This is a genomic window from Bacillus sp. PAMC28748 (assembly GCF_014250415.1).
Classification (GTDB): Bacteria; Bacillota; Bacilli; order Bacillales; family Bacillaceae; genus Bacillus; species Bacillus licheniformis.
In genome coordinates, this window is record NZ_CP060192.1 from 326,178 (window position 1) to 349,380 (window position 23,203).

General features: G+C 47.6%; 26 protein-coding genes. 9 read left to right on the forward strand and 17 right to left on the reverse strand.

Going from position 1 to position 23,203, the window contains the following annotated elements; all coding sequences use genetic code 11:
- Window positions 1-20 precede the first annotated feature (20 nt).
- The 7 genes from H7F26_RS01765 to H7F26_RS01795 all read right to left on the reverse strand — a co-directional run bounded on the left by H7F26_RS01765 (window position 21) and on the right by H7F26_RS01795 (window position 7,020).
- The gene (locus H7F26_RS01765; RefSeq protein ID WP_003185062.1) at window positions 21-365 is read right to left on the reverse strand and encodes a toprim domain-containing protein; all 345 of its coding nucleotides are present in this window, start codon (window positions 363-365) and stop codon (window positions 21-23) included.
- A gap of 62 nt (window positions 366-427) precedes the next feature.
- Window positions 428-664 carry a YusG family protein gene (locus H7F26_RS01770; RefSeq protein ID WP_003185065.1) on the reverse strand — a complete coding sequence of 79 codons (237 nt, stop codon included), beginning with the start codon at window positions 662-664 and terminating at the stop codon, window positions 428-430.
- Window positions 665-717: 53 nt separating this feature from the next.
- Window positions 718-1,101: a glycine cleavage system protein GcvH gene (gene gcvH / locus H7F26_RS01775; RefSeq protein WP_003185066.1), complete on the reverse strand. Its 384-nt coding sequence runs from the start codon at window positions 1,099-1,101 to the stop codon at window positions 718-720.
- Window positions 1,102-1,162: 61 nt separating this feature from the next.
- The gene (locus tag H7F26_RS01780; protein WP_003185068.1) at window positions 1,163-1,519 is read right to left on the reverse strand and encodes an arsenate reductase family protein; all 357 of its coding nucleotides are present in this window, start codon (window positions 1,517-1,519) and stop codon (window positions 1,163-1,165) included.
- Window positions 1,520-1,638: 119 nt separating this feature from the next.
- The gene (locus H7F26_RS01785; protein WP_003185070.1) at window positions 1,639-3,423 is read right to left on the reverse strand and encodes an acyl-CoA dehydrogenase family protein; all 1,785 of its coding nucleotides are present in this window, start codon (window positions 3,421-3,423) and stop codon (window positions 1,639-1,641) included.
- A 19-nt stretch (window positions 3,424-3,442) separates the two neighbouring features.
- Window positions 3,443-4,618, reverse strand: coding sequence for an acetyl-CoA C-acetyltransferase (locus H7F26_RS01790; RefSeq protein ID WP_003185071.1), 1,176 nt, complete (start codon window positions 4,616-4,618; stop codon window positions 3,443-3,445).
- A gap of 11 nt (window positions 4,619-4,629) precedes the next feature.
- Window positions 4,630-7,020, reverse strand: coding sequence for a 3-hydroxyacyl-CoA dehydrogenase/enoyl-CoA hydratase family protein (locus tag H7F26_RS01795; RefSeq protein ID WP_003185072.1), 2,391 nt, complete (start codon window positions 7,018-7,020; stop codon window positions 4,630-4,632).
- 209 nt (window positions 7,021-7,229) lie between these two features.
- On the opposite strand from H7F26_RS01795, the gene H7F26_RS01800 reads away from it, so the two are divergent.
- The 3 genes from H7F26_RS01800 (at window position 7,230) to H7F26_RS01810 (ending at window position 8,067) form a co-directional block, all read left to right on the forward strand.
- On the forward strand, window positions 7,230-7,391 hold the full coding sequence (locus H7F26_RS01800) for a YuzL family protein (RefSeq protein ID WP_003185074.1): 162 nt from the start codon (window positions 7,230-7,232) through the stop codon (window positions 7,389-7,391).
- A gap of 75 nt (window positions 7,392-7,466) precedes the next feature.
- A complete protein-coding gene (locus H7F26_RS01805; RefSeq protein ID WP_003185076.1) occupies window positions 7,467-7,715 on the forward strand; it encodes a hypothetical protein in 249 nt (82 codons plus the stop codon).
- A gap of 10 nt (window positions 7,716-7,725) precedes the next feature.
- Window positions 7,726-8,067 carry a spore coat protein gene (locus H7F26_RS01810; RefSeq protein ID WP_003185077.1) on the forward strand — a complete coding sequence of 114 codons (342 nt, stop codon included), beginning with the start codon at window positions 7,726-7,728 and terminating at the stop codon, window positions 8,065-8,067.
- Window positions 8,068-8,096: 29 nt separating this feature from the next.
- Here the strand turns inward: H7F26_RS01810 and H7F26_RS01815 are convergent, their stop codons facing one another.
- From H7F26_RS01815 to H7F26_RS01835, 5 genes are read right to left on the reverse strand one after another with little or no spacing between them, the layout of a single operon-like run.
- The gene (locus H7F26_RS01815) at window positions 8,097-8,348 is read right to left on the reverse strand and encodes a YusU family protein (RefSeq protein WP_003185080.1); all 252 of its coding nucleotides are present in this window, start codon (window positions 8,346-8,348) and stop codon (window positions 8,097-8,099) included.
- Complete coding sequence (locus tag H7F26_RS01820; RefSeq protein ID WP_003185082.1) at window positions 8,349-9,089, reverse strand: IucA/IucC family C-terminal-domain containing protein; 741 nt, start codon at window positions 9,087-9,089, stop codon at window positions 8,349-8,351. It abuts the gene before it with no gap.
- A complete protein-coding gene (locus H7F26_RS01825; RefSeq protein WP_003185084.1) occupies window positions 9,082-9,900 on the reverse strand; it encodes an ABC transporter ATP-binding protein in 819 nt (272 codons plus the stop codon). Before H7F26_RS01825 ends, H7F26_RS01820 begins: the two co-directional genes overlap by 8 nt.
- Before the next feature lie 17 nt (window positions 9,901-9,917).
- Window positions 9,918-10,973 carry a FecCD family ABC transporter permease gene (locus H7F26_RS01830; protein WP_003185086.1) on the reverse strand — a complete coding sequence of 352 codons (1,056 nt, stop codon included), beginning with the start codon at window positions 10,971-10,973 and terminating at the stop codon, window positions 9,918-9,920.
- Window positions 10,970-11,971: a FecCD family ABC transporter permease gene (locus H7F26_RS01835; protein ID WP_003185088.1), complete on the reverse strand. Its 1,002-nt coding sequence runs from the start codon at window positions 11,969-11,971 to the stop codon at window positions 10,970-10,972. Before H7F26_RS01835 ends, H7F26_RS01830 begins: the two co-directional genes overlap by 4 nt.
- 152 nt (window positions 11,972-12,123) lie before the next feature.
- Between H7F26_RS01835 and H7F26_RS01840 the strand changes: the two genes are divergently transcribed.
- Complete coding sequence (locus tag H7F26_RS01840) at window positions 12,124-13,101, forward strand: ABC transporter substrate-binding protein (protein WP_003185089.1); 978 nt, start codon at window positions 12,124-12,126, stop codon at window positions 13,099-13,101.
- A gap of 39 nt (window positions 13,102-13,140) precedes the next feature.
- Here H7F26_RS01840 and H7F26_RS01845 read toward each other — a convergent pair whose 3' ends face one another.
- The 3 genes from H7F26_RS01845 to H7F26_RS01855 form a co-directional block, all read right to left on the reverse strand.
- Window positions 13,141-13,587 (reverse strand): YusW family protein, encoded by a 447-nt coding sequence (locus tag H7F26_RS01845; RefSeq protein ID WP_017474852.1) that lies wholly within the window; start codon window positions 13,585-13,587, stop codon window positions 13,141-13,143.
- A 77-nt stretch (window positions 13,588-13,664) separates the two neighbouring features.
- Window positions 13,665-15,449 carry a M3 family oligoendopeptidase gene (locus H7F26_RS01850; RefSeq protein WP_003185092.1) on the reverse strand — a complete coding sequence of 595 codons (1,785 nt, stop codon included), beginning with the start codon at window positions 15,447-15,449 and terminating at the stop codon, window positions 13,665-13,667.
- A gap of 111 nt (window positions 15,450-15,560) precedes the next feature.
- Complete coding sequence (locus tag H7F26_RS01855; protein ID WP_017474853.1) at window positions 15,561-16,715, reverse strand: D-alanyl-D-alanine carboxypeptidase family protein; 1,155 nt, start codon at window positions 16,713-16,715, stop codon at window positions 15,561-15,563.
- Window positions 16,716-16,855: 140 nt separating this feature from the next.
- Between H7F26_RS01855 and H7F26_RS01860 the strand changes: the two genes are divergently transcribed.
- Window positions 16,856-17,698, forward strand: a complete 843-nt coding sequence (locus tag H7F26_RS01860; RefSeq protein ID WP_003185098.1) for an oxidoreductase — start codon at window positions 16,856-16,858, stop codon at window positions 17,696-17,698.
- Window positions 17,699-17,792: 94 nt separating this feature from the next.
- On the forward strand, window positions 17,793-18,257 hold the full coding sequence (locus H7F26_RS01865; RefSeq protein ID WP_003185100.1) for a Dps family protein: 465 nt from the start codon (window positions 17,793-17,795) through the stop codon (window positions 18,255-18,257).
- A 35-nt stretch (window positions 18,258-18,292) separates the two neighbouring features.
- Here H7F26_RS01865 and H7F26_RS01870 read toward each other — a convergent pair whose 3' ends face one another.
- Window positions 18,293-19,663, reverse strand: a complete 1,371-nt coding sequence (locus H7F26_RS01870; RefSeq protein WP_003185101.1) for a S1C family serine protease — start codon at window positions 19,661-19,663, stop codon at window positions 18,293-18,295.
- Between the two features lie 238 nt (window positions 19,664-19,901).
- On the opposite strand from H7F26_RS01870, the gene H7F26_RS01875 reads away from it, so the two are divergent.
- Window positions 19,902-20,576, forward strand: coding sequence for a two-component system response regulator CssR (locus H7F26_RS01875; RefSeq protein ID WP_003185104.1), 675 nt, complete (start codon window positions 19,902-19,904; stop codon window positions 20,574-20,576).
- Window positions 20,573-21,919 (forward strand): two-component system sensor histidine kinase CssS, encoded by a 1,347-nt coding sequence (locus H7F26_RS01880; RefSeq protein ID WP_003185106.1) that lies wholly within the window; start codon window positions 20,573-20,575, stop codon window positions 21,917-21,919. Before H7F26_RS01875 ends, H7F26_RS01880 begins: the two co-directional genes overlap by 4 nt.
- A gap of 23 nt (window positions 21,920-21,942) precedes the next feature.
- On the opposite strand, the gene spxO is transcribed toward H7F26_RS01880, so the two are convergent.
- A complete protein-coding gene (spxO, locus tag H7F26_RS01885) occupies window positions 21,943-22,107 on the reverse strand; it encodes an anti-adapter protein SpxO (protein ID WP_009329558.1) in 165 nt (54 codons plus the stop codon).
- Window positions 22,108-22,294: 187 nt separating this feature from the next.
- Between spxO and H7F26_RS01890 the strand changes: the two genes are divergently transcribed.
- Window positions 22,295-23,179 carry a TetR/AcrR family transcriptional regulator gene (locus H7F26_RS01890; protein ID WP_009329559.1) on the forward strand — a complete coding sequence of 295 codons (885 nt, stop codon included), beginning with the start codon at window positions 22,295-22,297 and terminating at the stop codon, window positions 23,177-23,179.
- The last annotated feature ends 24 nt before the right edge of the window (window positions 23,180-23,203 follow it).

The window sequence follows — 23,203 nt, forward strand, 5'->3', positions numbered from 1 at the left end:
GAACCGCACCTCAATACGTTTTATAATAGATATTTTGTATGTACCCGGATGTTTGAACGAAATAATACTTCTGCAACATGCTGACTCGGGGCGGAAGCGACTTCTTTGTATACTCTATCAATGTATAGATGCGAAGCTTGGGGAAGCTCCCTCTTCAGCTGCCGGCGGAGCTTTTCGCCTGATTCATCGGCATCCACCAGGATATAAACGTCTTTATCGAACAGCGTCTCAGCGAATTCATCGAGTTTTGCCTGGCTGATCGTTCCGTTTGTGCATATGATGTCCACGGGCTCTTCGATGACATGCTTCACTTTTTGCTTATCTGATTTCCCTTCGACGATCATGACTTTTTCATTTTCCGGCATATGGATCACCTTTAAAGATTTACTTGTAAAAAAAGGCAGTGAATATTCACCGCCTGACTTGATTAACACCAGCCTTGGTGGTCATCACAGTCTACATATTTAGCATCCGGTCCGCTTACGGTATCCGCCATTTTGTAAAACTTTTCATCTTGGAATGAATATCCAGATTTCAACTCGTATTGATCCTTGCCGGTCATTCGGCCGATCAGCTCATTTTCATGATACAGCTGCGTTCCGCCGTTTTTTAATCGGCTTTCCACATGTTCTGTAATATCAATACGTTCTTTTTTCAGCGTCAATTTGGACACCCCCTCCTGATATAGAGTATCCAAACGACGAATGTCTATCCTGTTTAGTCTTCTTTTATCATGTCCTCATATTGCCCGGCTGTCATCAGGTTTTCGATTTCAGAAGCGTCTGACGGCTCGACGACAATCATCCAAGCCTTTTCATACGGAGACTCGTTGACGAATTCAGGGCTGTCTTCCAGATCTTCGTTCACTTCGACCACTTTTCCGTTGATCGGGGCATACAGCTCAGAAACGGTCTTTACGGATTCAACGCTGCCAAAAGGCTCGTCCGCTTTGATTTCGTCTCCCACTTCAGGAAGCTCGACAAATACGATGTCTCCAAGCTCAGATTGTGCAAAGTCTGTAATGCCGATTCTGACTTTATCTCCTTCGGTTTTCACCCATTCGTGTTCTTCTGAATAACGCAACTCTTTCGGTGTGCTCATGCTAACCCCTCCATAAAGTGTTTTAATCGATCCTACATTGAAGATATCATATTTTGATGTGTTATAACCAGTATGTCTTAAACTGATCTTCTTTAAAACCGACCGTTACTTTACTGCCGTCTGTCGTAATTGGGCGTTTGATCAGCATACCGTCTGATGCAAGCAGTTCCAGCTGCTCATCTTCAGACATGCTTTGCAGCTTGTCTTTCAGGCCGAGTTCGCGGTATTTTTGGCCGCTCGTGTTGAAAAACTTCTTCAATTCAAGCCCGCTTTTCTCGTAGAGCTCTTTCAGTTTTTCCTTGCTCGGCGGCTGTTCTGCGATATGTATCCCATTGATTTCTTTTCCGTGGTCTTCGAGCCATTTTTTCGCTTTGCGGCATGTCCCGCATTTCGGATACCAGTAAAAATCCAAAGCCATACATACACCCCTCTCATTTAATCGAGGTAATTTTAACATAGATCGAATGAAAAACCTAAAACAGTGCTCGGGTTCTATTAACAGCTCAGAAAGCCCTGCATTAAAGCAGGGCTTCTCGTTTAAACGATATATTTCTCAGCTTCAAAGACTCCCTTGGCTGCCTGGCGCTTTTTCTCAATCACGTTGACAGGCGTAAAGCGCGTCAATTTGCGCAGCGCGGACAGCATCATGCGCAGCGAATCGCCTGATTCCATCGCAATGAGCGATTCTTTGGCATGGCTTTCAATTTCCTGAAAGGCTTCCTGCGCAAAAATTTGCGTATAAAGAATTTTCTGTGCGTTTTTGTCTTCGCCGGTTGCCCGGATGGCTTTTTCAGTACGTAAAATAGCTGCTTCCATTGCGTAGATCTGGCTGACAATGTCGGCGATGTTGACGAGGATTTCCTGCTCCTGGTCGAGCGCTTTTCCGTATTTTTGCGCGGCGAGTCCCGCGATCATGAGCGCGGTCTTTTTGGCGTTTCTCAGCAGATACTTTTCCTGTTCGAGAACGCCGTCACCTGGTTCTTCAGGCATGAGCATCATCAGTTCTTCCTGAAGAGCCTTTGCTTTCTCAAACAGAGGAAGCTCGCCTTTCATCGCTTTTTTCATGTAGGTGCCCGGGACGATGAGCCGGTTGATTTCGTTTGTGCCTTCAAAAATCCGGTTAATCCGTGAATCGCGGTAAGCCCGCTCCACTTCGTATTCCTGCATGAATCCGTAACCGCCGTGGATTTGAACGCCTTCATCAACGATATAATCAAGCGTTTCAGATCCGAATACTTTGTTAAGGGAGCATTCGATTGCATATTCTGCGATCGATTTCGCAACCTGGCGCCCGTCTTTTTGCTCTTCTTCGCTCAAGGTGCCCATTTTGTCTTCAAACAGCCCGACCGTACGATAAACAGAGCTTTCCATCGCATAAAGTTTGACTGACATGTTGGCGATTTTTTCCCCAATTAAGCTGAACTTTGAAATCGGTGTCTTAAACTGCTGGCGCTGATTGGCGTATGAAGCGGACAGCTCGATGACCCGTTTCGAAGCGCCGATTGTCCCGACAGCGAGCTTATAGCGTCCGATATTTAAAATATTGAAGGCGATGACATGCCCTTTTCCCGGTTCACCTAATAGGTTTTCTTTTGGAACTTGAACCTGGTCTAAGATGAGCGTGCGGGTCGAAGAGCCTTTGATGCCCATTTTTTTCTCTTCAGGCCCTGTGGAGACGCCTGAGTAGTCTTTTTCCACAATGAAGGCCGAGAAATGTTCGCCGTCTATTTTCGCATAGACGATGAAAATATCAGCAAAGGCTGAGTTTGTAATCCATTGCTTTTCGCCGTTTAATATATAGTGGGTTCCCGCCTCATTCAAAACGGCCGTTGTTTTTGCCCCTAATGCATCAGACCCGGAGCCCGGCTCTGTTAAAGCATAGGCTGCAAACTTTTCCCCCGTTGCAAGGGACGGCAGATACTTTTTCTTTTGCTCCTCGGTTCCGAAAAATACGATCGGAAGCGTGCCGATCCCTACGTGCGCCCCGTACGATAACGAAAAGCTCCCCGCTCTTGAAAATTTTTCGGTGATTAACGCCGAGCTGATTTTATCAAGTCCGAGTCCGCCATACTCCTCAGGAACGTCAGCTCCGAGAAGCCCGAGTTCGCCGGCTTTTTTCAGAAGCCTGACAGAATGATCGAAATTGTGCTCTTCAATTTCGTCGATGTACGGTAGCACATCTCCGAGAATATAATCCTCAGTCGTTTTGGCGATCATTTTATGTTCATCTGTGAAATCTTCCGGTGTGAACATCTGATCAGCCGTTACCTCTTCGATCAGAAAGGCGCCGCCTTTTTTCATATGATCTTTTGTTTGTTCCATTGTTCCATCCCCCTTGTGATTAAACTAATTCGAATACCCCTGCTGCTCCCATGCCTCCGCCGATACACATCGTCACAATGCCGAATTGCTCGCTTCTCCGGCGCATTTCGTGGATCAATGTCAGCGTCAGCTTTGTACCCGTGCAGCCGAGCGGATGTCCGAGCGCAATCGCTCCGCCGTTGACATTGACTTTTTCTTCATCAATGCCAAGCGACCTGATGACCTGGATCGCTTGCGATGCAAACGCCTCATTTAATTCGAATAAACCGATATCCGACAGCTCAAGTCCCGCCATCTTCAGCGCCCTTGGGACTGCTTCCACAGGGCCGATGCCCATCACTTCCGGCGGAACGCCGCCGACTGCGAACGAACGAAATTTTGCGAGGGGCTTTAACCCGAGTGCGTCCGCTTTTTCTCTGTCCATGATCATCACTGCGGCAGCCCCGTCGCTCGTCTGCGAGGAATTCCCTGCCGTAACCGAGCCGTTTGCCGAAAACGCCGGTTTCAACGTTGACAGAACGTCTTTGGTTGTCCCCGGGCGTACACCTTCATCGGCAGAGAAAGTAAACGTCCGCTCCTTCAGGTTATGATGTTCATCCACTTCTCTGACGGTGACGTCCACCGGGACGATTTCATCTTCGAACTTTCCTTCCGCGATCGCCTTGGCTGCTTTTTGATGGCTGTTGACGGCAAATGCATCTTGGTCCTCCCTGGAAACGCCGTATTTGACGGCAACCTGTTCAGCCGTATGGCCCATTCCCATATAATATTCAGGAGCCGTTTCCGCCAGAGCCGCGTTCGGTCTGACGATATGACCCATCATCGGCACGATGCTCATCGATTCGGCGCCGCCTGCAATGATCGTGTCAGCAGCTCCAAGCATGATTTTTTCGGCCCCGTAAGCGATTGATTGAAGTCCTGATGAACAATATCTGTTGATCGTAACGGCCGGAACTGTGTGCGGCAGACCGGCAAGCGCGCCGATATTGCGCGCCATATTCAAGCCTTGTTCGGCTTCCGGCGTAGCGCAGCCGATGATCAAATCATCGATATTCCCTTCATAACCGCCCGCTCTTTTCAGCGTCTCTCTCACCGCATATGCGCCTAAATCATCGGGACGGACAGTCCTCAATGAGCCTTTTTTTGCTTTTCCGATCGGGGTTCTCGCCCCCGATACAATAACTGCCTCTTTCATTATTTTCCCTCCTAATTACGCAAAGGTTTGCCTTTCACAAGCATATGCTGCATTCTCGCCTGCGATTTCGGTTCGCTCACAAGGCTCAGAAACGCTTCTCTTTCCAAATTGAGCAAGTATTCTTCCGTTACTTCGGCGCCGAATGGAACTCGGCCGCCCGCGATGACAAACGCCAGTTTTTTCGCAATCTTCATGTCGTGTTCAGAGATGGCGCCGGAAAGTTTTAACGATTCAGCACCGAGCAGGAGCGCCGCATAGCCGGTTTCGCCCGTCACCGGAACTTTCTCTTTCACCGGCGGACGGTAGCCGCTTTCGGAAAGTGTCAGGACGAGTTTTTTGGCATCGTATAACAAGTGATCCTGATTGATGCTGATTTGATCCTCTGCGGTTAAGATGTTCAGTTCTTTCGCTTCTTGAGCCGAAGTCGACGTTTTTGCAAGGGCAATTGTCTCAAACGTCTTGATGGCGGCCTCCTGGATATCCGGTTTAACGCCTTCAGGCAGCCCTTTCAAGTAATTTAAATAAAGCTCTTTATTGCCTCCGCCGCCCGGAATCAGACCGACGCCTGTTTCAACGAGGCCCATGTATGATTCGCTTGAGGCTTGAACACGGGCAGCAGGCAGGCATAGCTCAGTCCCCCCGCCAAGCGTCATGCCGAACGGAGCAGCGACGACCGGCTTGGAACTGTATTTCACTTTCATCATCGTCTCTTGGAACTGACGGATGATCATGTCAATTTCCATATAGTTGTCGTCTTGAGCTTCCATCAGCATCATCGCGAGATTGGCTCCGACGCAGAAATTTTTGCCCTGGTTGCCGATCACAAGCCCTTTATAGTTGGCGTCTACTTCCTCGAGAGCAAATTTCAGCATTTGAATGATGTCCAGGCCGATTGCGTTGCTTTTCGAGTGAAATTCGAGCAGTGCGACATCATCGCCTAAATCGACCAAACTTGCCCCGCTGTTTTTCTTGATGACGCCTTTTGTTTCTTTGAGTGACGACAAATGGATCGTTTTCTTGTTTTCTTGAAGCGCCCTGTATTCGCCGCTTTCAAAACAGTAGTAGAACGTCTTTCCGTTTTCCTTAAGGTAGAAGGTTTCATGTCCTTTTGCGAGCATTTCCTTCACCCAGTCCGCGACCTTCCAGCCCTCTGCTTCAAGCTTTTGCACCGAGCTTTTCACACCGATGCTGTCCCACATTTCAAACGGCCCTTCCGACCAGCCGAATCCCCATTTCATCGCCTGATCAACCGCCGTTATGCTGTCGGCGATTTCCCCTGTCAGCTCCGCCGAATATACAAGCGTCGGAGCTGTAATCTTCCAAAGGAGGCTTCCCGCCCTGTCATCGGAATAAACAAGCGCTTTCAATCTCGCTCCTGCGCCTTTCATTTGCTTGGCCGCTTCCAGTCCCGATGTTTTTAATGTTTGACGCGCGCTGTAGGTCATCGTCATCGGATCGAGCTCAAGGATGTCTTTTCCTTCTTTTTTGTAAAAACCTTGTTTCGCTTTGCTCCCGATCCAGCCTTTTTCGAGCATTTGTTCAATAAATTCAGGGAGCCGGAAAACGTTTTTTTCTTCGCCCGTGACTTGGTTATAGACATTTTTGGCAACGTGTGAAAATGTATCAAGGCCGACGACATCGAGCGTTCTGAAGGTCGCGCTTTTCGGGCGTCCGATCAGCGGACCTGTAATCGAATCGACTTCGCCTATCGTGTAGCCGCCTTTCAGCATTTCCTGAACCGTCACAAGCAAGCCGTAGGTTCCGATGCGGTTGGCGATAAAGTTTGGCGTGTCTTTCGCTTCAACAACCCCTTTGCCAAGAACGTCTTCGCCGAATTTCTTCATAAAGGACAGCACTTCGGGCTCCGTTTCGTCAATCGGAATCACCTCAAGGAGCTTTAAATAGCGGGCCGGATTGAAGAAGTGCGTTCCTAAAAAGTGCTTTTTAAAATCAGCGGACCTTCCCTCAGCCATCTGCCTGACGGAGATGCCTGATGTGTTGCTGCTGACGATGCTTCCTTGTTTTCTGTATTGATCGACCTTTGAAAACACTTGCTTTTTGATCTCCAGGTTTTCGACAACAACTTCAATAATCCAGTCGGCATCTTTAATCTTTTCAAAATCGTCTTCCATGTTCCCTGTGCTGATACGGCTGATATTCTTCTTTGAAGTCAGCGGAGCCGGTTTTTGCTTTAGCAGCTTTTGTACGGCTGTCCGTGCCAGCCGATTGCGCACATCCGGGTCTTCAAGGGTGCGGCCTTTTTTCCTTTCCTCATCTGTTAATTCATGCGGCACCATATCGAGCAGTAATACAGGAATCCCGATATTGGCTAAGTGAGCCGCGATGCCGGAACCCATAACACCGGAACCGATAACGGCGGCTTTTCGAATATGCTTGACCATGAAAGATCCTCCCCCACCTTTGAATGAATACTCATTCATTTTTACTCCAAAAAAATAAACTCTCCTGTCTTCTTTCATCTTAAAAGATTTTGGAAGCGAGTTCAATAACTTGGTGCAAAATTTCTGAATTTTTTTCATCGGGTATGATCTTGCCGTGTTTACATGTTTCCCCGCTTTTGGGACAAACCAATAGAGAGGAGGTGAAGGCCTTGGTACGTGAAAGAAAAAATCCATCTTCTGCCGCAGTCAGCGCCGCAAGCATAAAAGGCAATGCAGGTCCGGATTATAAAAAGACGGATGCGGGCGGTAAACGGACAAGCCAAAACCAGCAATATAAAAAGCATAATATGGATGTTCCTGAAGATCACTAAGCCCCTTTAAGCATCCGGTATAAATTTCCGCTGTGTTAGGAAATCTAAAAATAAACGCTAAAAGGAGGCAGACGCATGCAGCAGCAAGGAATGACAACACCGCCGCCGGTCATTTCAACGAAGGACCATCTGTATTTGCAGGATATGCTGAACTGGAACCTGCTCGCGATGAAAAAAGCGCATTTTATGGCGGATCAATGCCAGGATCAGTCTCTTAAAACAGAACTCGACAGGGTCGGCCAAATGCACCATCACCATTACAATATGATATTGGAGCAGCTTCGTCAAAATCAAACGCAAAACCCGTCAGCATACATGCAATAGGAGGTCAATGATGAATCAGCAAAACCAACAGAAAATCGGCAATCAGGAAACCCCTGTCCCAAAGACGAGCGCGATGAACGACAGGGATTTTGTCAACGAACTGCTGACAACCGAAAAATATATGACGTCAGCATACTCGACGGCGCTTAATGAACTAAGCCATGAATCGCTTTACCAGGCCGTACAGCCGCTGTTTAACGAGGCGCAAAACGCTCAGCGCAGATTGTACCAGGTAATGTTTCAAAACGGATGGTACAAGGTGGAGGCAGAAGATGCCCAAAAAATCCAGCAGTCCTATCAGCAGTTCCATTCTACACTGCAAGACCAGTCGCCTTATCAGCAAAATCAATAAACAAAAAATAAGCAGAGGAATCTCTCTGCTTATTTTTTCTGATTAGCCGCCCGGTGCGCTTCATTACGTTCTTTAATCTGGCGGATTACTTCTTTTATCCCCTGCTTCGCATCCGGATAAGCTCCGTTCCAATGCTTGGCGAGGGGCGGCATGCTTTTGGCGATATGGCTGTAGATGATCCACATCTTCACCTGTTCTTTCAGTTCTTCGTCCGTTTCGCCCAAAAGCAGTTCCGTATATTTCTCGACCAGTCCGTCCAGCTGCTCCCTGAGTTTTTCCACTCACGACACCCTTTCTTTATGTTTATTTCTCGGGCATGTTCTGCATTTGACGCCGTTTTCGTCTGTTGCATAATACAGACAGCAAGTCGTGCGTGTCCGATCCTCCGCATGCTGTCCGGGATAAAACCTTTTGAGAGGGTTTTCGTCCTCACCTTCATCAAAAAGGCCTGGCTCTGCTTCGTAAAGAAGAAAACGGAAATCTCGCGCCGCCCGTGCCTTGAGCTTCGGATCTTCCTGAAGCATGTCGTACATCCAATACAGATAAACCGCAATATTTTCCCAAAGAATGTGCTTTGAAATCGAGAATGTCTGTCGACAGGCCTCGATCATGCCGCCCAAATGGCGCCTGAAGATATCTTCGGTCAATTTTTTCAGTTCTTCGGTGCGGTCCCCTTCGATAAGCTCAGCACCTTTGTGAAAATAAAACGACGGCGTCCATCCTTGATCATCCGCTTCTATCTCCCACGATACGGAAGCCGGGTCGGCTGGGAGCCGTTTTCCGCAAACCGTAAACAGATAGAAATGCAGCGCAGCAAGCATGCCGCCGCGCTTAACGAGCATTGAAGCCGCAACTTTTTGATTCGGAGCGTTCAGCCTGTCTTTTATAGCTTCTGCATAACGGCCTAAAAAATCCTCATCAAGGAGCATGTTTCCTTTAACAGAGAATAAGGAGCCGGTCTGCTTCGTTCCAAGGCGGAAACGAAGCAATGACTCAAGCTCCTCTTTTGTTAAATTAAGCATGGGACTGAACCACCTGCTGGACGATGCATCTTCCTTTTCCGTACGGAATGCAGTGCGGCGTGCCGAAAAGCGGATCTTTCGTCACTTCGCAGTCCATTTCAAAAACGTCCTGTACAAGCTTGCAGTTGATAATGGATTCAGGCCGGCCTTCGGCATATATCTTTTTATCTTTAATCGCGACGAGGTGGTGGGCGTAGCGGCAGGCGAGGTTCAAATCGTGCAGCACCATCACGATCGTGCGCTTTTCGTGTTCATTTAATTCAAACAATAGGTCCAGAATTTCGATTTGATGCGTCATATCCAAGTATGTCGTCGGTTCATCCAGTAAAATGATATCCGTTTCCTGGGCGAGCGTCATCGCGATCCAAGCGCGCTGCCGCTGGCCTCCTGACAAGGAATCGACTGTACGCTCAGCCAGTTCTTCCATTCTTGTCGCTTTCAAAGCCCTTTGCACGGCCTCTTCATCTTCTGCTGACCATTGCTTCAGCCAGTTTTGGTAAGGATACCGCCCCTGCCTAACGAGCTGGAGAACGGTCAAGCCTTCCGGAGCCGAAGGGCCTTGAGGAAGAATGGCCAGCTCCTTTGCCACTTCTTTCGTCGGAAGCTTGGCGATGGAGCTGCCTTCGAGGAGCACCGAACCGCCCTTTGGCTTCATCAAACGTGCGAGAGACCGAAGGAGAGTCGACTTACCGCAGCCGTTGCTGCCGATAAATACGGTGATTTCACCTTTTGGGATCGTTAAGTTTAACTCATCAATAATGATTGTTTCTCCATAACCTAAGCTTAACGTTTCTGTTGAAATGGCACTCATAAATGAAATCTCTCCTTTTATTGGTTTCTGCTTTTATACAGCAAGTAGATAAAGTAAGGGGCGCCGATCGCGGCGGTAAACACACCGGCAGGCACTTCAACGGGAGAAAAAAGCGTGCGGCCGATGATGTCGGCAATCAGCACGAGCAATCCTCCGATCAGCGCGGCAACCGGCAAGAGGGCGCCGAATGACGATCCGACAAGCCTTCTTGCGATATGCGGGGCCATCAAACCGACAAAACCGACAGTTCCGGCAAAAGCAACGGCGATTCCGGCAAAAGCAGTGCTCAGAAGCAGGAGCAAAAAGCGGTTTCGCTGAACCGAGCTGCCCGCTCCTGTCGCCAGTTCTTCGCCGAGCGTCTGGATATTGACGTTTCTGGCGGCGGCTGCCGATATCAGCAAAAGGACAAGCGCAGCCGGCAATAAAACGTTCACATCCTGCCAGTTGGAGCCATATACTGATCCGGTAATCCAGACGTTCGCCTGGGACATTCTGTATATCGGTCCTTTTATCATAAACAATGTCGTCAGCGACTGGGCAAGCATCGAAAATCCGATTCCGATCAAAACGAGCCTGAAAGTCGAAGAGCCGTTTTTATATGAAAGAAAATAAACGAGCATTCCGGCGAGGGCAGCGCCGACAAATGCGGCAACCGGGAGCCAGCTGATGCTGACCGTAAGCGCATTATTTTTATTGGAAAACAGCATTAAAAACAAGACAACGGCGACTGAAGCCCCGCCGGTCACACCGATGATATCCGGCGAAGCGAGCGGATTGCGGATCAGACCCTGGAGGATCGATCCGGCAGCCGCCAGACAGATTCCGGCAAACAGAGCGACCAAAATCCGCGGCATCCTGAAGGACATGATAATCAGGTCATCGCCCGGATCACCCATGCCCAAAAACGTTTTCGCGACGGCTCCCGGCGAAATAAAACGTTCGCCGATGCCGGCGCTGAGGACGACGGCACAAGCCGTCAACACCAATAGGATCATGAACGAAAACAGCGCTTTTTTGCCGATCAACAGTGAAATGCCGCCTTTTCCGATTCTCAGCGTGCGGTAATTTTTCATTTTTGGAACCCCCTTCTCGCGATATAGACAAAAATGGGTGTCCCAATGATGGCTGTCATGACGCCGACAGGTACTTCTTCAGGCATGATCAGGTACCTTGCGCCAATGTCTGCGGTAACGAGCAGGATGGCTCCAAGCACGGCGCAGTACGGAAGAACCCAGCGATGGTCGTGCCCGACGATAAATTTAGCAAAATGCGGGATGACAATGCCGATAAAGCCGATCGGCCCGGCCACGGCGACAGATCCCCCGGCTAGCAGGACAATCGAAACCGCCATCAGCGCTTTAATCAGCCACGTTTTTTGGCCGAGGCTTTTTGCCACTTCCTCCCCCATTGTTAAGACATTGATTTTGGATCCTAGCAAAAAGCTGATGATGAATGCGGGCACGATATATGGAAGAACGGAGACCAAGAGGCTGAGGTCGCGCCCCTGGACAGAGCCCGCAAGCCAAAACAGCGCCTGCTCAAGAGCTGCTTCATTAACGGAAAGCATTCCTTGCGTCAGTGATGAGAACAGCGCTGACATCGCCGCCCCTGCAAGCGTCAGCTTGACCGGCGTCAGACCTTCCCTTCCGAGAGAGCCGACAAAATAGACGACAAGCGCGGCAAAGGCTGCGCCGAAAAATGAGATCCATGCAATCGCCTGAAGCGAACTGACATGAAAGAAAAACAGCGCTCCAACAACAAAGAAGCCGGCGCCCGCATTCACACCGAAAATTCCCGGAGAAGCAAGCGGATTTTTTGTCATCGCCTGCATTAAAGCGCCGGCTACCCCGAGGGAAGCGCCGACAGTTGCAGCGATCAGCGCGCGCGGCAAACGCACGTTTTTGATGACCAGATGTTCATTAGAGCCGCTGAAGTCCGTAAAAGCCTTGTAGGCCATCGACCATGACGTATTCGTATAACCGTATACGATACTGGCGCAAACGGCGGCAGCCAGCACCAAAATAAACGACAGTAGTGCGATTGTTCTATATTTATTCGTTCTTAAGAGCATAAATTAAAATTCTCCTAGTTTGACTGAAACATCTACTGGTTATTGTATCAGATAACACTGATCTTGAAAATCATTTTCAATTAACAATTGACAAAATTCTGATCAAAAATTATGATCAGGATGAATGACTTACATACCTAAGGAGGACACACATGAAGAGATGGTCAATTGTTGGATTTATCGCTTTGTTAGCGATTTCAATTCTTGCAGCCTGCGGCGGAGGCAAAGATGACTCTGCAAAGGGCGGAGAGAATAAAGATACGATCACCGTTAAACATGCAATGGGTACGGAAGACCGAGTGCCTGCAGACCCGAAAAGAGTCGTCGTCCTGACAAATGAAGGAACCGAAGCGCTTTTGGAACTCGGAATCAAACCTGTGGGTGCAGTCAAATCCTGGACAGGCGATCCTTGGTATCAGCATATTCAAGCCGATATGAAAGGCGTTAAGCAAGTCGGGCTAGAAGGCGAACCGAATATCGAAGCGATTGCCGAGCTGAAGCCTGATTTAATCATCGGAAATAAAATGAGGCATGAAAAAATCTACGACAAGCTTAAACAAATTGCTCCGACTGTCTTCTCTGAGACGCTGCGCGGAGAATGGAAAGACAACTTCTCTCTCTACGCGAAAGCGGTGAATAAAGAGAAAAAGGGCAAAGAAATTTTAGAAGATTTCGATAAAAAAGTCAGCGAATTAAGCGACAAGCTCGGCGACCAGAAAAAGAAACGGGTGTCGGTAATCAGATTTATGGCCGGCCAATCAAGGATTTACTATAAAGATTCTTTCCCGGGAATTATCCTGGATCAGCTCGGATTCAAGTATCCGGAAAAACAGGAAAAACTGTTTGAGAAACAAGACGACAAATTTGTTTTTATGACGGAAAATAAAGAATCGATCCCTGATATGGACGGAGATGTCCTGTTCTATTTCACATATAAACCTGCCGAAAGCAAAAAAGAAGCTGAAACATGGCAAAACGATTGGACAAGCGATCCGCTGTGGAAAAAATTGAACGCTGTAAAAACCGGAAACGCCCATGAAGTCGACGATGCGATCTGGACGACGGCCGGCGGCGTAAAAGCAGCGTATCTGTTCCTTGATGACATCGAAAAATACTTTTTAAAATCTTAAGCAAAAAAGAGCATTTCCAGTTTGGAAATGCTCTTTTGTTTATTTTCCGTTATAGATTCTGGACGTGCCATCAGGCCATTTCACCCGCAGCTGAAACCGGTCATATTGTTCGTCAAGATTGAAGGCCTCGAGCACATTGCTGATCACGTCCTGCTCTGAATCGGATTTGGCGATCGAAAGCTCGCTTAAAACCATTTTCATTTCGTTTAAAGCTTCCTCCCCTTCGCGGTCCGCTCCGTTCAGATAGTCTTTAATCGATGCTTCTTCCCGCTCCTGTTTGTCGTATACGGCTTCAAACGTATTGTGCTTTCCATGGCCATAGTTCACTTCCAATGCAAATGCAGCGTAAGGCACGCTTTTCACATCTGAAACAGGGGCGTTATCGGGAACGGCCTCCTTGCCTTCCGCATGTTCTTCCGCTATGGAGCCGCAGCCGGTCAACAGGATCAGGACGAGAGCGATAACGGCCATCCGAAATTGATTCATCCCGTTCATCTCCTCTATGCACATTATCCTTAGCTATGTCCACTTTGCGGAAACTCATTCAATCTAAGCGGAAGCATTTATGTCATCGCTAAAAATGCTTCTGCATCTCGGACAGCCGGCTGAATGGCCGCTTCCCAGAAATCCCGCTTCGTCAGATCGGCGCCGAGATGCTTCATGGCCAGTTCCTCAACAGACATGGAGGCTGTATCTTTTAAGAGAGCAATATATTTTTCTTCAAATGCCGCACCCTCTTTCAGCGCTTGCGCGTAAATGCCAAGCGAAAACAAGTAGCCGAACGTATAAGGAAAATTGTAAAACGGAACAGACGTAATATAAAAATGAAGCTTTGATGCCCAAAAATACGGATGATACTCGCCAAGCGCACCGCAAAACGCTTCTTTCTGAGCTTCTTCCATCAGTTCGTTCAGCCTTCCGGCGGATACGACGCCGTTTTTTCGTTCATCGTAGAAGCGGGTTTCAAATAGGAACCTTGCGTGAATGTTCATAAAAAAGGCGACGCTCCGCTGAACCTTATCTTCCAGAAGGACGATTTTTTCTTCGTCTGAACCGGCTTGTTTTAACGCCGCATCGGCCACGATCATTTCTGCAAAGGTGGACGCCGTTTCCGCCACATTCATCGCATACGCCCTGTTCAGCGGCCTGACGTCCAGCATGGATTCCTGATGAAAGGCATGGCCAAGCTCATGCGCCAAGGTGGAAACGTTTGACTGGCTTCCTGCAAATGTCATAAATATTCTTGATTCCCCGCTGTCAGGAAAATTGGCGCAAAAGCCGCCCGGACGTTTTCCTCCCCTGTCTTCAGCTTCAACCCATCTGTCTCTGAGCGCCTTTTCAGCAAAGGAGGAGAGCTTTTTTCCAAACGTTTTAAACTGCCCGGTAATAAAAGCGGCTGCCTCTTGATACGAATATTCCTTTGCTGCTGAACCGATCGGCGCTTCGACGTCATACCAGCTCAGTTTATCCAGTCCGAGCAAAGACGCCTTCCGGGAAAGATAGTCTGCAAACGGCTTTTTATGATCAATAATGACCTGCCACATGACATCAAGGGTTTCCTGCTTCATGCGGTTGATGTCCAGCGGTTCTTTCAATACATTGTCCCAGCCTCTCGCCTCATAGACGTTCAGTCTGAAACCGGCGAGGTGATTCAGCGTGCTGCTGAGCAAATCAGCGTGCTGTTCCCAGCCGTGGTCCAAATTTTCCGATACGGAGCGGCGGATCTTTCTGTCAGGTTTAGATGTCAGGTTCTGCGCCTGTCCGACAGACAGAATTTTCGTCTCGCCATCTTCTTCATACGGAATTTGAATTTGGTCGACGATGCTGTCGTACATATCGCCCCAGGCATGATATCCGTCAACAGACAAGCCTTGAATCAATGTTTCCTGTTCGGAACTAAGCTTTTCCGTTACCCGCTCTCTTCTCTCATTCAAAATATAAGCGATATCGGAAATGCTTTCATCTTGAAGGATCGCTTCCCATTCTACATTTGGGACAACGGCAAATTTGCTGTCAAGCACGACCAGCGCCTTCTGCGCATCGGCAGCGAGCCGGGTGACCTCAAAATTAAGGGCATTCGCCTTTAAATCCGCGGTGTCCTGGGCTTGGAGACATCCGACAAAAGCGTCTGCTTCGCGGATTTTAACATCAATTGTTTCAAAAAGCGCCAGCGTTTCTTTCAATTCATCAAGGCCGCTTTTTGAGACGGTAAGAGCCTCGGCCGAACGTTTAAAAGTTGAAAGCAGTGTTTTAATCTCATTTAAATATTGGCGGAATTCGGCGGAGCCGCTCCCGCCTTTAAAGAAAACCTCGAGATCCCACGTATCCTTAAGTTGATGAAATGTCATTGTTCCCGTCCCCTTTCATTGGCTTGTTTCCATTATAAGATAAATTTGCCTTTTCAGGGCAAATAAAAAAACGGCCGGCTTGTGAGCCGGCTCGCCTCTTCCCTTATCATATTACAGCTGCCTCATCCGCTTGACCGCATAGCTGGCCGTCAATAAACCGATTAGGCCGAACACAAATAAAAACAATCCGCCTTTACTTTGCGGTTGACCCTGAATAGCATCTGTACCGTTTGTCATTTCCGCGCTGAATGGTTCTGCGATTTGCAGGGCTTGAAGCAGCCTGCCATCCTCCCCTTTAATGTTAAGGATTCCGTCCGTGTCTACATTTTCACTCAGAACTTCGCCTTTCTTTTTCGTAACGTATAAAGGGTCCTTCAGTTCATGGCTCGTCCCGTTCTGGTCCGTAAACGCTTCTCCCTTTTTGAGTTCTTGTGTCTCGAAATTGTGAAATCCCTCATCCAGAAGAGCTTTTGTATCGCTGTACATCATTTTCTTGCTATCTGCCTTCATGACGACCGCAATTAAATCAAGGCTGCCCCGCGTTGCCGTCGTGACAAGGGTATGCTTTGATTCATCCACAAATCCTGTTTTGCCGCCGGTTATACCTCTGTAAGGAATCTCACCCGTCAGCATTCGATGATGGTTTTTAAGCGTCGTGTCCCATGTCTGTCCGTGCCAATCCGTTTGCTTTTCCGAAAAAAGCGCTCGGAACGTTTTGTTTTTCATTGCGTACTCAGTAATTCTCGCCATGTCGGCAGACGTCGTATAATGATTTTTGTCAAACAGCCCGTGAGGATTCATAAAATGAGTGTCATGCACTCCGGCATGTTCGGCAATAAACGCGTTCAAATCATCCGCAAACTGTTTCACGCTTCCGCTGAGATGTTCGGCGATCGCCGTACCGGCGTCATTTCCCGAATTCATCAGCAGCCCTTGGAGCAGCCGTTTTAATGGAACCGACTCCCCCTCTTCCAGATATACGCTTGATCCTTCCGTTTGAGCGGCATTTTTGCTGACTTTCACACGATCTTCCAAATTTCCGTTTTCTATTGCATAAATCGCCGTGGCAATTTTGGTTATGCTGGCTGGATACATTTTTTTGCGGCTGTTTTTTTCATAGAGGACCTGGCCCGATTTCCCATCGATCAATATAGCGGAAACGCTTTTGATTTCCGGTTTGTTTTTTTCTCCTGCTTGAGCCGAGCTATGAAAAAACAGCGTCAGACATAGTACAATAATGAACAGGAGGGATCGTTTAACATTCATCGTGTCACCCTGCCTTCTTTCTCTTTTGCAATTTTTATAAAAATAGGTCTTTTAGCACTTTTTAAATTTTACCAATGATGAACTGTCGCTGACAAGCCTTTTCTTGTCAACAAGCCAAAATTTTGAATGGAGGAAACTCATTGAACAATAAAATCGCAATTGTAACGGGCGCGACGAGCGGATTTGGTTTATTGACCGCTTTAAAACTCGCAAGCACTCATTTCGTAATCGCAACGGCGCGCCATCCAGAAAAAGCGGAAGCTCTGCGGAACCGTATAGCGGAGCTGTCGATCGAGTCATCGATTGCCGTCGCTGAACTTGATGTCACAAACGAACAATCGATTTCCTCATTTTCCGAAGAGCTGAAGCAGTACGGACAGATAGACGTTCTCATCAATAATGCAGGAACGGCATACGGCGGATTCGCTGAAGAGCTTTCTCTTGGCGACTACAGAAAACAGTATGACACCAATGTTTTCGGCCTGGTGGCAGTCACAAAAGCGGTCCTTCCTTATATGAAGAAACACAGCGGCGCCAAAATCATCAATCTGAGCAGCATCAGCGGGCGGATCGCTTTCCCCGCTTTCTCGGCATATGCTTCATCAAAGCATGCAGTTGAAGGCTTTTCAGAAAGCCTCCGCCTCGAACTCCGTCCATTCGGCATCAATGTGGCCGTCGTCCAGCCGGGATCGTACCAGACGGCGATTTGGGAGACATCGTTTGCCGCCCAAGTCACTGCACCTGATGCCGAATCACAGTACAAAACATATTTCGAGCGGATCTCCGCCTACATTGCAGCGAGCCGCAAACATTACGGAAACCCGGATGATGTGGCTGAATTGATCTGCCGACTCGCTGCAAAAAAGCGGCTGAACAGGCTGCGCTATCCGATCGGCAGGGGCGTCCGTCTCTCGATCCTTCTCCACCAAATCCTGCCATGGCGGATTTGGGAACGTGCGGTCATAAAAAAATTGCTTAAATGAGGTAATTTAAAATAATTATAATTTAGTATTGATTTTAATTTTGTATTTGTTATAATATAATTAACAAATGAAAAACACGAGGAGGAAATATCATATGATCTCTCAACAATTAAAACAGCAAAATCCTGTACTTGAAAACTCAATGAATACGAATTTGTCAAACTGGTTCATCCTTTACACGAAGCTTCACCGTTTTCACTGGTACGTAAAAGGGCCGCAGTTCTTTACCCTACATGAAAAATTTGAAGAGCTATACAACCATGCGTCAGAAACAGCAGATGTGATCGCGGAACGCTTGCTGGCCATCGGCGGACAGCCGCTCGCCACAATGAAAGAATACATTGACCACGGCACAATTGAGGAAAACGGAGCCGAAAAAACGGCCGAAGAAATGGTTTCCGCACTGGTAAGCGATTACCGTCAAATCCGCGATGAAATTCAGCATACCATCGAACTTGCGGAAGATAAATCAGATCATTCTACCGCTGACCTTTATATCGCCCTGACAGAGGAAATTGATAAGCAGATTTGGATGCTTTCTTCATTTTTGGACAAGTAATATGAAAAAGCCATGGCGTTTGCCATGGCTTTTATTTATGATTTGCTTTTCGCAAGTTTTGCTTTCATTGTTGTTTGCTTTCCGTTTCTCAGCACCTCAAATGTGACAGTATCTCCTGCTTTTGCTTCTGTATAAAGAATTTTTCTGAGGTCTGAGGTGGTTTCGACGTTTTTGCCGTTCATTTTGGTGATGACGTCGCCGGCTTTCATACCCGCGTCTGCCGCAGGCGATTTCGGCGATACTTTATCGATGTACACGCCTTTATTAAGCTGGTCTCCGAATAGGCCGAGCGTATTTTGCTGGTACTGTTCAGGCACCTGCTGCATATCGATCATTTGCACGCCGAGGAAAGGCCGTTCCACTTTCCCTTTTTCCAAAAGCTCGTCAACGATCGGCTGAACATCGTTGCTCGGAATCGCGAAGCCAAGCGATTCAACACCGCTTTGGCTGATCTTCAGGCTGTTGATGCCGATGACCTGCCCGCTGCTGTTAATCAGAGGCCCGCCGCTGTTTCCAGGGTTGATCGCCGCATCTGTCTGAAGGACGTTCATATCCCAATTCCCTTCAGATGTTGAGACTTCAATCGTCCGGTTGACACCGCTGATGATGCCTTCTGTAACCGTTCTTGAAAATTGAAGGCCGAGAGGGTTCCCGATCGCAATTACTTTTTCGCCGGCGCGCAGTTTTGCGGAGTCTCCGAAACTTGCAACCTTATCAACGCCTTTGCTGCTGATCTCTAAAACAGCCAGATCAGTCAAAGCGTCGCTGCCGATAATCTTGGCATCCGCGGTCTTTCCGTTGTATAAGGAGATGGTCACCTTCGAGGCGCCTTCAACGACATGGTTGTTTGTGATAATGTAGGCCTTGCCGCCGTCTTTCTTAAAGATGACGCCTGATCCCGTGCCGCTCTCCTCCACGTCGTCTTCAGAGAAGCCGAAGCTCGTTTGAATATTTGAAACTCCGACGATCGCAGGCTCCAAATCTTCCACCATATCAGGTACGTTATCTGCGTTCGTGACAGGTTTTGTGGTGAAATTCTGCGACTGCTTTGGCTCTGTCTGTCCGGTTCCGGCAGTTTCGCTCGGATGATCGCCCGGCAGATACGGGGAGATTCCAAGCACCAAGCCGCCTCCGATGATCCCGCCCAAAATCGGGCTCAGCCACGAAGCCTTGCGCCGCTTTTCTTTTGCCGCTCTCGTTTCCCTGGCATCTTCCAGGGCTGCAGCGGTTTCTTTATTCGTAAGATCTGACTGATCGTCTGTATCCTTCTTTAAAATCAGCTCGGGCTCCTTTGCCGGCTGTTCTGACTGCTGCTCCTCAGAACCTGCCGTTTGCGGCGTCTGCGCTTCTTCGTGAAACTGCTCTTCATTTGCATGTTTTTGTTCGTCATCGCGTCTAAAATCCATAAGCGTACACTTCCTTTATTTTTCTTGTCTTCAACTATCGCAAATGGCATTAAAGCTTTAACATCCACAAAAAAAGAGACCCGGCCATCGTTCACTCTGTTTTCATTCCCTTTCTTCCCTGATGAATATGTTACGAAAACATTGTGGGATAAAAATGAAAAGAATATGTGAAATTATGAAAATTGACCAGACTTATGTTAAAACTAGTATAATGACGTAGAAAGGATGTGAACCGCCCTTGTCATACTCCATTTATCTAGTTGAAGATGAAGAGAATTTAAATGAATTGCTGACAAAATACTTAGAGAGTGAAGGCTGGCACGTCACTTCTTTTCTAAACGGTGAAAGCGCCAGGCAAAAAATAGGCCAGTCACCTCATTTATGGATTCTCGATATCATGTTACCAGATATCGACGGGTATACGCTAATAAAAGAAATAAAAAATCAAGATCCGGAAGTCCCCGTCATTTTTATTTCTGCGCGCGATGCCGACATTGACAGAGTGCTGGGGCTTGAACTGGGCAGCAGCGACTATATATCTAAGCCGTTTCTCCCCAGGGAGCTGATCATCCGCGTGCAAAAGCTGCTCAAGCTGATTTATAAAGAAGAACCGCCTGAGAAGAAAAAAGGAACGCCGGTTTCCTGCTATGAAGTCTATGAAGACTTGAGAGAAGTCTATGAAAATGGCAGCATGATCAATTTGACGTCAAAGGAATTTGATCTTCTGCTTCTATTTATAAACAACCAGGGCCGCGCCTTTTCAAGGGAGGATATTCTCACCAGCGTCTGGGGAGTCGATTACTTCGGAACCGACCGCGTCGTCGACGATCTTGTCAGAAGGCTGCGCAAGAAAATGCCCGAACTGAAAGTGGAAACCATCTACGGGTTTGGCTACAGGATGTTGAAATCATGAAGAACAGGTCGCTCGCCTTTCAAATTTGGAGTGTCATTTGCGGCATCCTGTTAACGGTCTCGATTTTGCTGACGTTTCTATTCTCGACGACACTGCAGAACTTTTTCACTGATGAAATTTATACAAACATTGAAAATGAGCAGCATGTTCTGACGGAATACGGATTTTCCGATTCACCGGAAAGAGGCTTCGGCGGAAGCAGCGGCTCGCGAAGCACAAACCGCCACGTTCAGCACGTCCTGCTGCCTGAGAAAGGAACCGTCTATCAGAGCCCGCAGATTCTCCCCGATTCATTTATCGAGAAGGTGCAGAAGCTCGGGAAAAGGCAGGACGAGTCATCGAAAAGGTATTCGGAGAATGTCAACGGAGAGCACGTTTTCTTTGTGCTCAAAAAAATCCAGACCCAGGACCAGACGTTTCTGTTGTTATCCTATGCGCTTGATTCATACAGGGACGATTTGTCTCATACGCTGTTTAAGCAGCTGCTGTTTATTTTGATCGTCGTCATTTTGCTGAGCTGGATTCCTTCTATTTGGCTGGCGAAATATTTATCAAGACCGCTCGTCACGCTTGAAAAGCACGTCAAACAAATCTCTAAACAGGATTGGGATGATCCCGTGATTGTCGACAGGGAAGACGAAATCGGCAAGCTGGGGCACACCATTGAAGACATGCGGCAAAAGCTCATCCAGAAAGATGAGACAGAACGCACGCTCCTGCAAAACATCTCCCACGACCTGAAAACGCCGGTCATGGTCATCCGCGGGTATACCCAGTCGATCAAAGACGGCATCTACCCTAAAGGAGATTTGGAAAACACGATTGAAGTCATTGAAGGCGAAGCTGAAAAACTTGAAAAGAAAATCAAGGATCTTCTTTATCTGACAAAGCTTGATTATTTGCTGAGACAAGAAAGACAGTACGGAACTTTTGATATACAAGAGGTCATTAAAGAAGTTGTTGAACGCTTGAGATGGTCCAAAAAAGAATTGAACTGGAAGATTGATCTTGAAGAGGAAACAATGTTGACGGGCGATCAAGAACAATGGAGCAAGCTGTTGGAAAACGTTCTTGAAAACCAGATCCGCTATGCGGAGACATTCATTGACATCAGCGTCAGGTCGACGAAAGAACATACGTTGATCACCATTAAAAATGACGGACCGCACATTGAAGAAGAGATGCTTTCCAGCCTGTATGAGCCTTTTAATAAAGGGAAGAAAGGCGAATTCGGCATTGGACTCAGCATCGTTAAACGAATCTTAACGCTCCACCATGCTGACATGACCATTCGGAATGATCAAACCGGTGTGTGCTACTCAATATCCGTTCCGAGAAATTAGACTGTAGACGCTGCAGTCTTTTTTCATATAAACGAATAGCCGTTGAAATCCCGGTAGCTCGGCTTCACTGTGTTTTTTGGCTTTTTCATCCATTTCTTTTCGCACAGGACGTGCTTTGGATATTTAACTTTGTCCACCTTAATTCCCCTGCTGCGCAGGCGCCTGATCATGTCATCGATTTCTTTCATCAACCTTCACCCTTTCTCCGCAAATTTTGACCACTCGGTCACCTTACTTTATAATATAAATAATATCAAACAAAAAAACAAGTTACAATCTAGTTAAAAATATAACGGAGCAAAAAAAGTGACCCGCCAGTCACCCCGGTCCGCCGAAAGCCGCTTTTGGGTTCGATCTTTCAGGAAGGTGAAAGCTATGAAACAAAAAGAGAAAGTCATTATTGAAACAGCCATCAAACTTTTCGCTAAAAAAGGATACAGTTCTACTTCAGTTCAAGAGATTGCAAAAGAGTGCCAAATGTCAAAAGGCGCTTTCTACATTTATTTTAAATCAAAAGAAGCGCTCCTCCTTTCAGTCCTTCACTACTACTATGAAAGAATCTTTACCCGAATCCAGAAAATCAAAACGGAGCATGACAATCCGCGCGATGTGTACCGGATGCAGCTCGTCGTTTTTTTCGAAAACATTTTGGAGCATAAAGAGTTTATCACGATGCAGTTTAATGAGCGGTCGATGCCGATCAATGAAGAAATTGAGGCGTTTGCGAAAAAAATGCGGAGAACCACGCTCAGGCTGCACATCGAAAACATCCAGAACATTTACGGCAAAGACATTGAACCGTACAGCGCCGAACTGTGCTTTATGATCAACGGAATGAGCGATGTCTACCTTGAGCTGATGATTTTGCTGCACCATTCGTTCGACCTGCAGTCTCTCGCCGACCACATGCTGAACCGCCTCGACGATTTGGCGAAGGGGATGATCAAGCGCAATGACCAGCCGCTGATCCCATTCGAAAAAGCAGACGAGTGGTTCGGCCCATTTTACACATTTGATCCGCTGAAGGACGCCCTGCTCAATGAAATGCGCGTCAAAGCGAACAAGCAGTACAACGGCGCTCCTCCTGCAGACCTTGCCGAAAGCCTGGATATTCTGGAGAAAGAGCTGAGAAAAGAAAAACGCAAAAACGCCATTATCAAAGGCATGATAGCCAACTTGAAGGAATATCCCGCGATTCGAAAAGAAACGGACAAACTCGCCGAATTGCTCAAAAAAGACATGCACCATCCGCACGGATGATCCGCAAAACAAAACCGGCTGCAA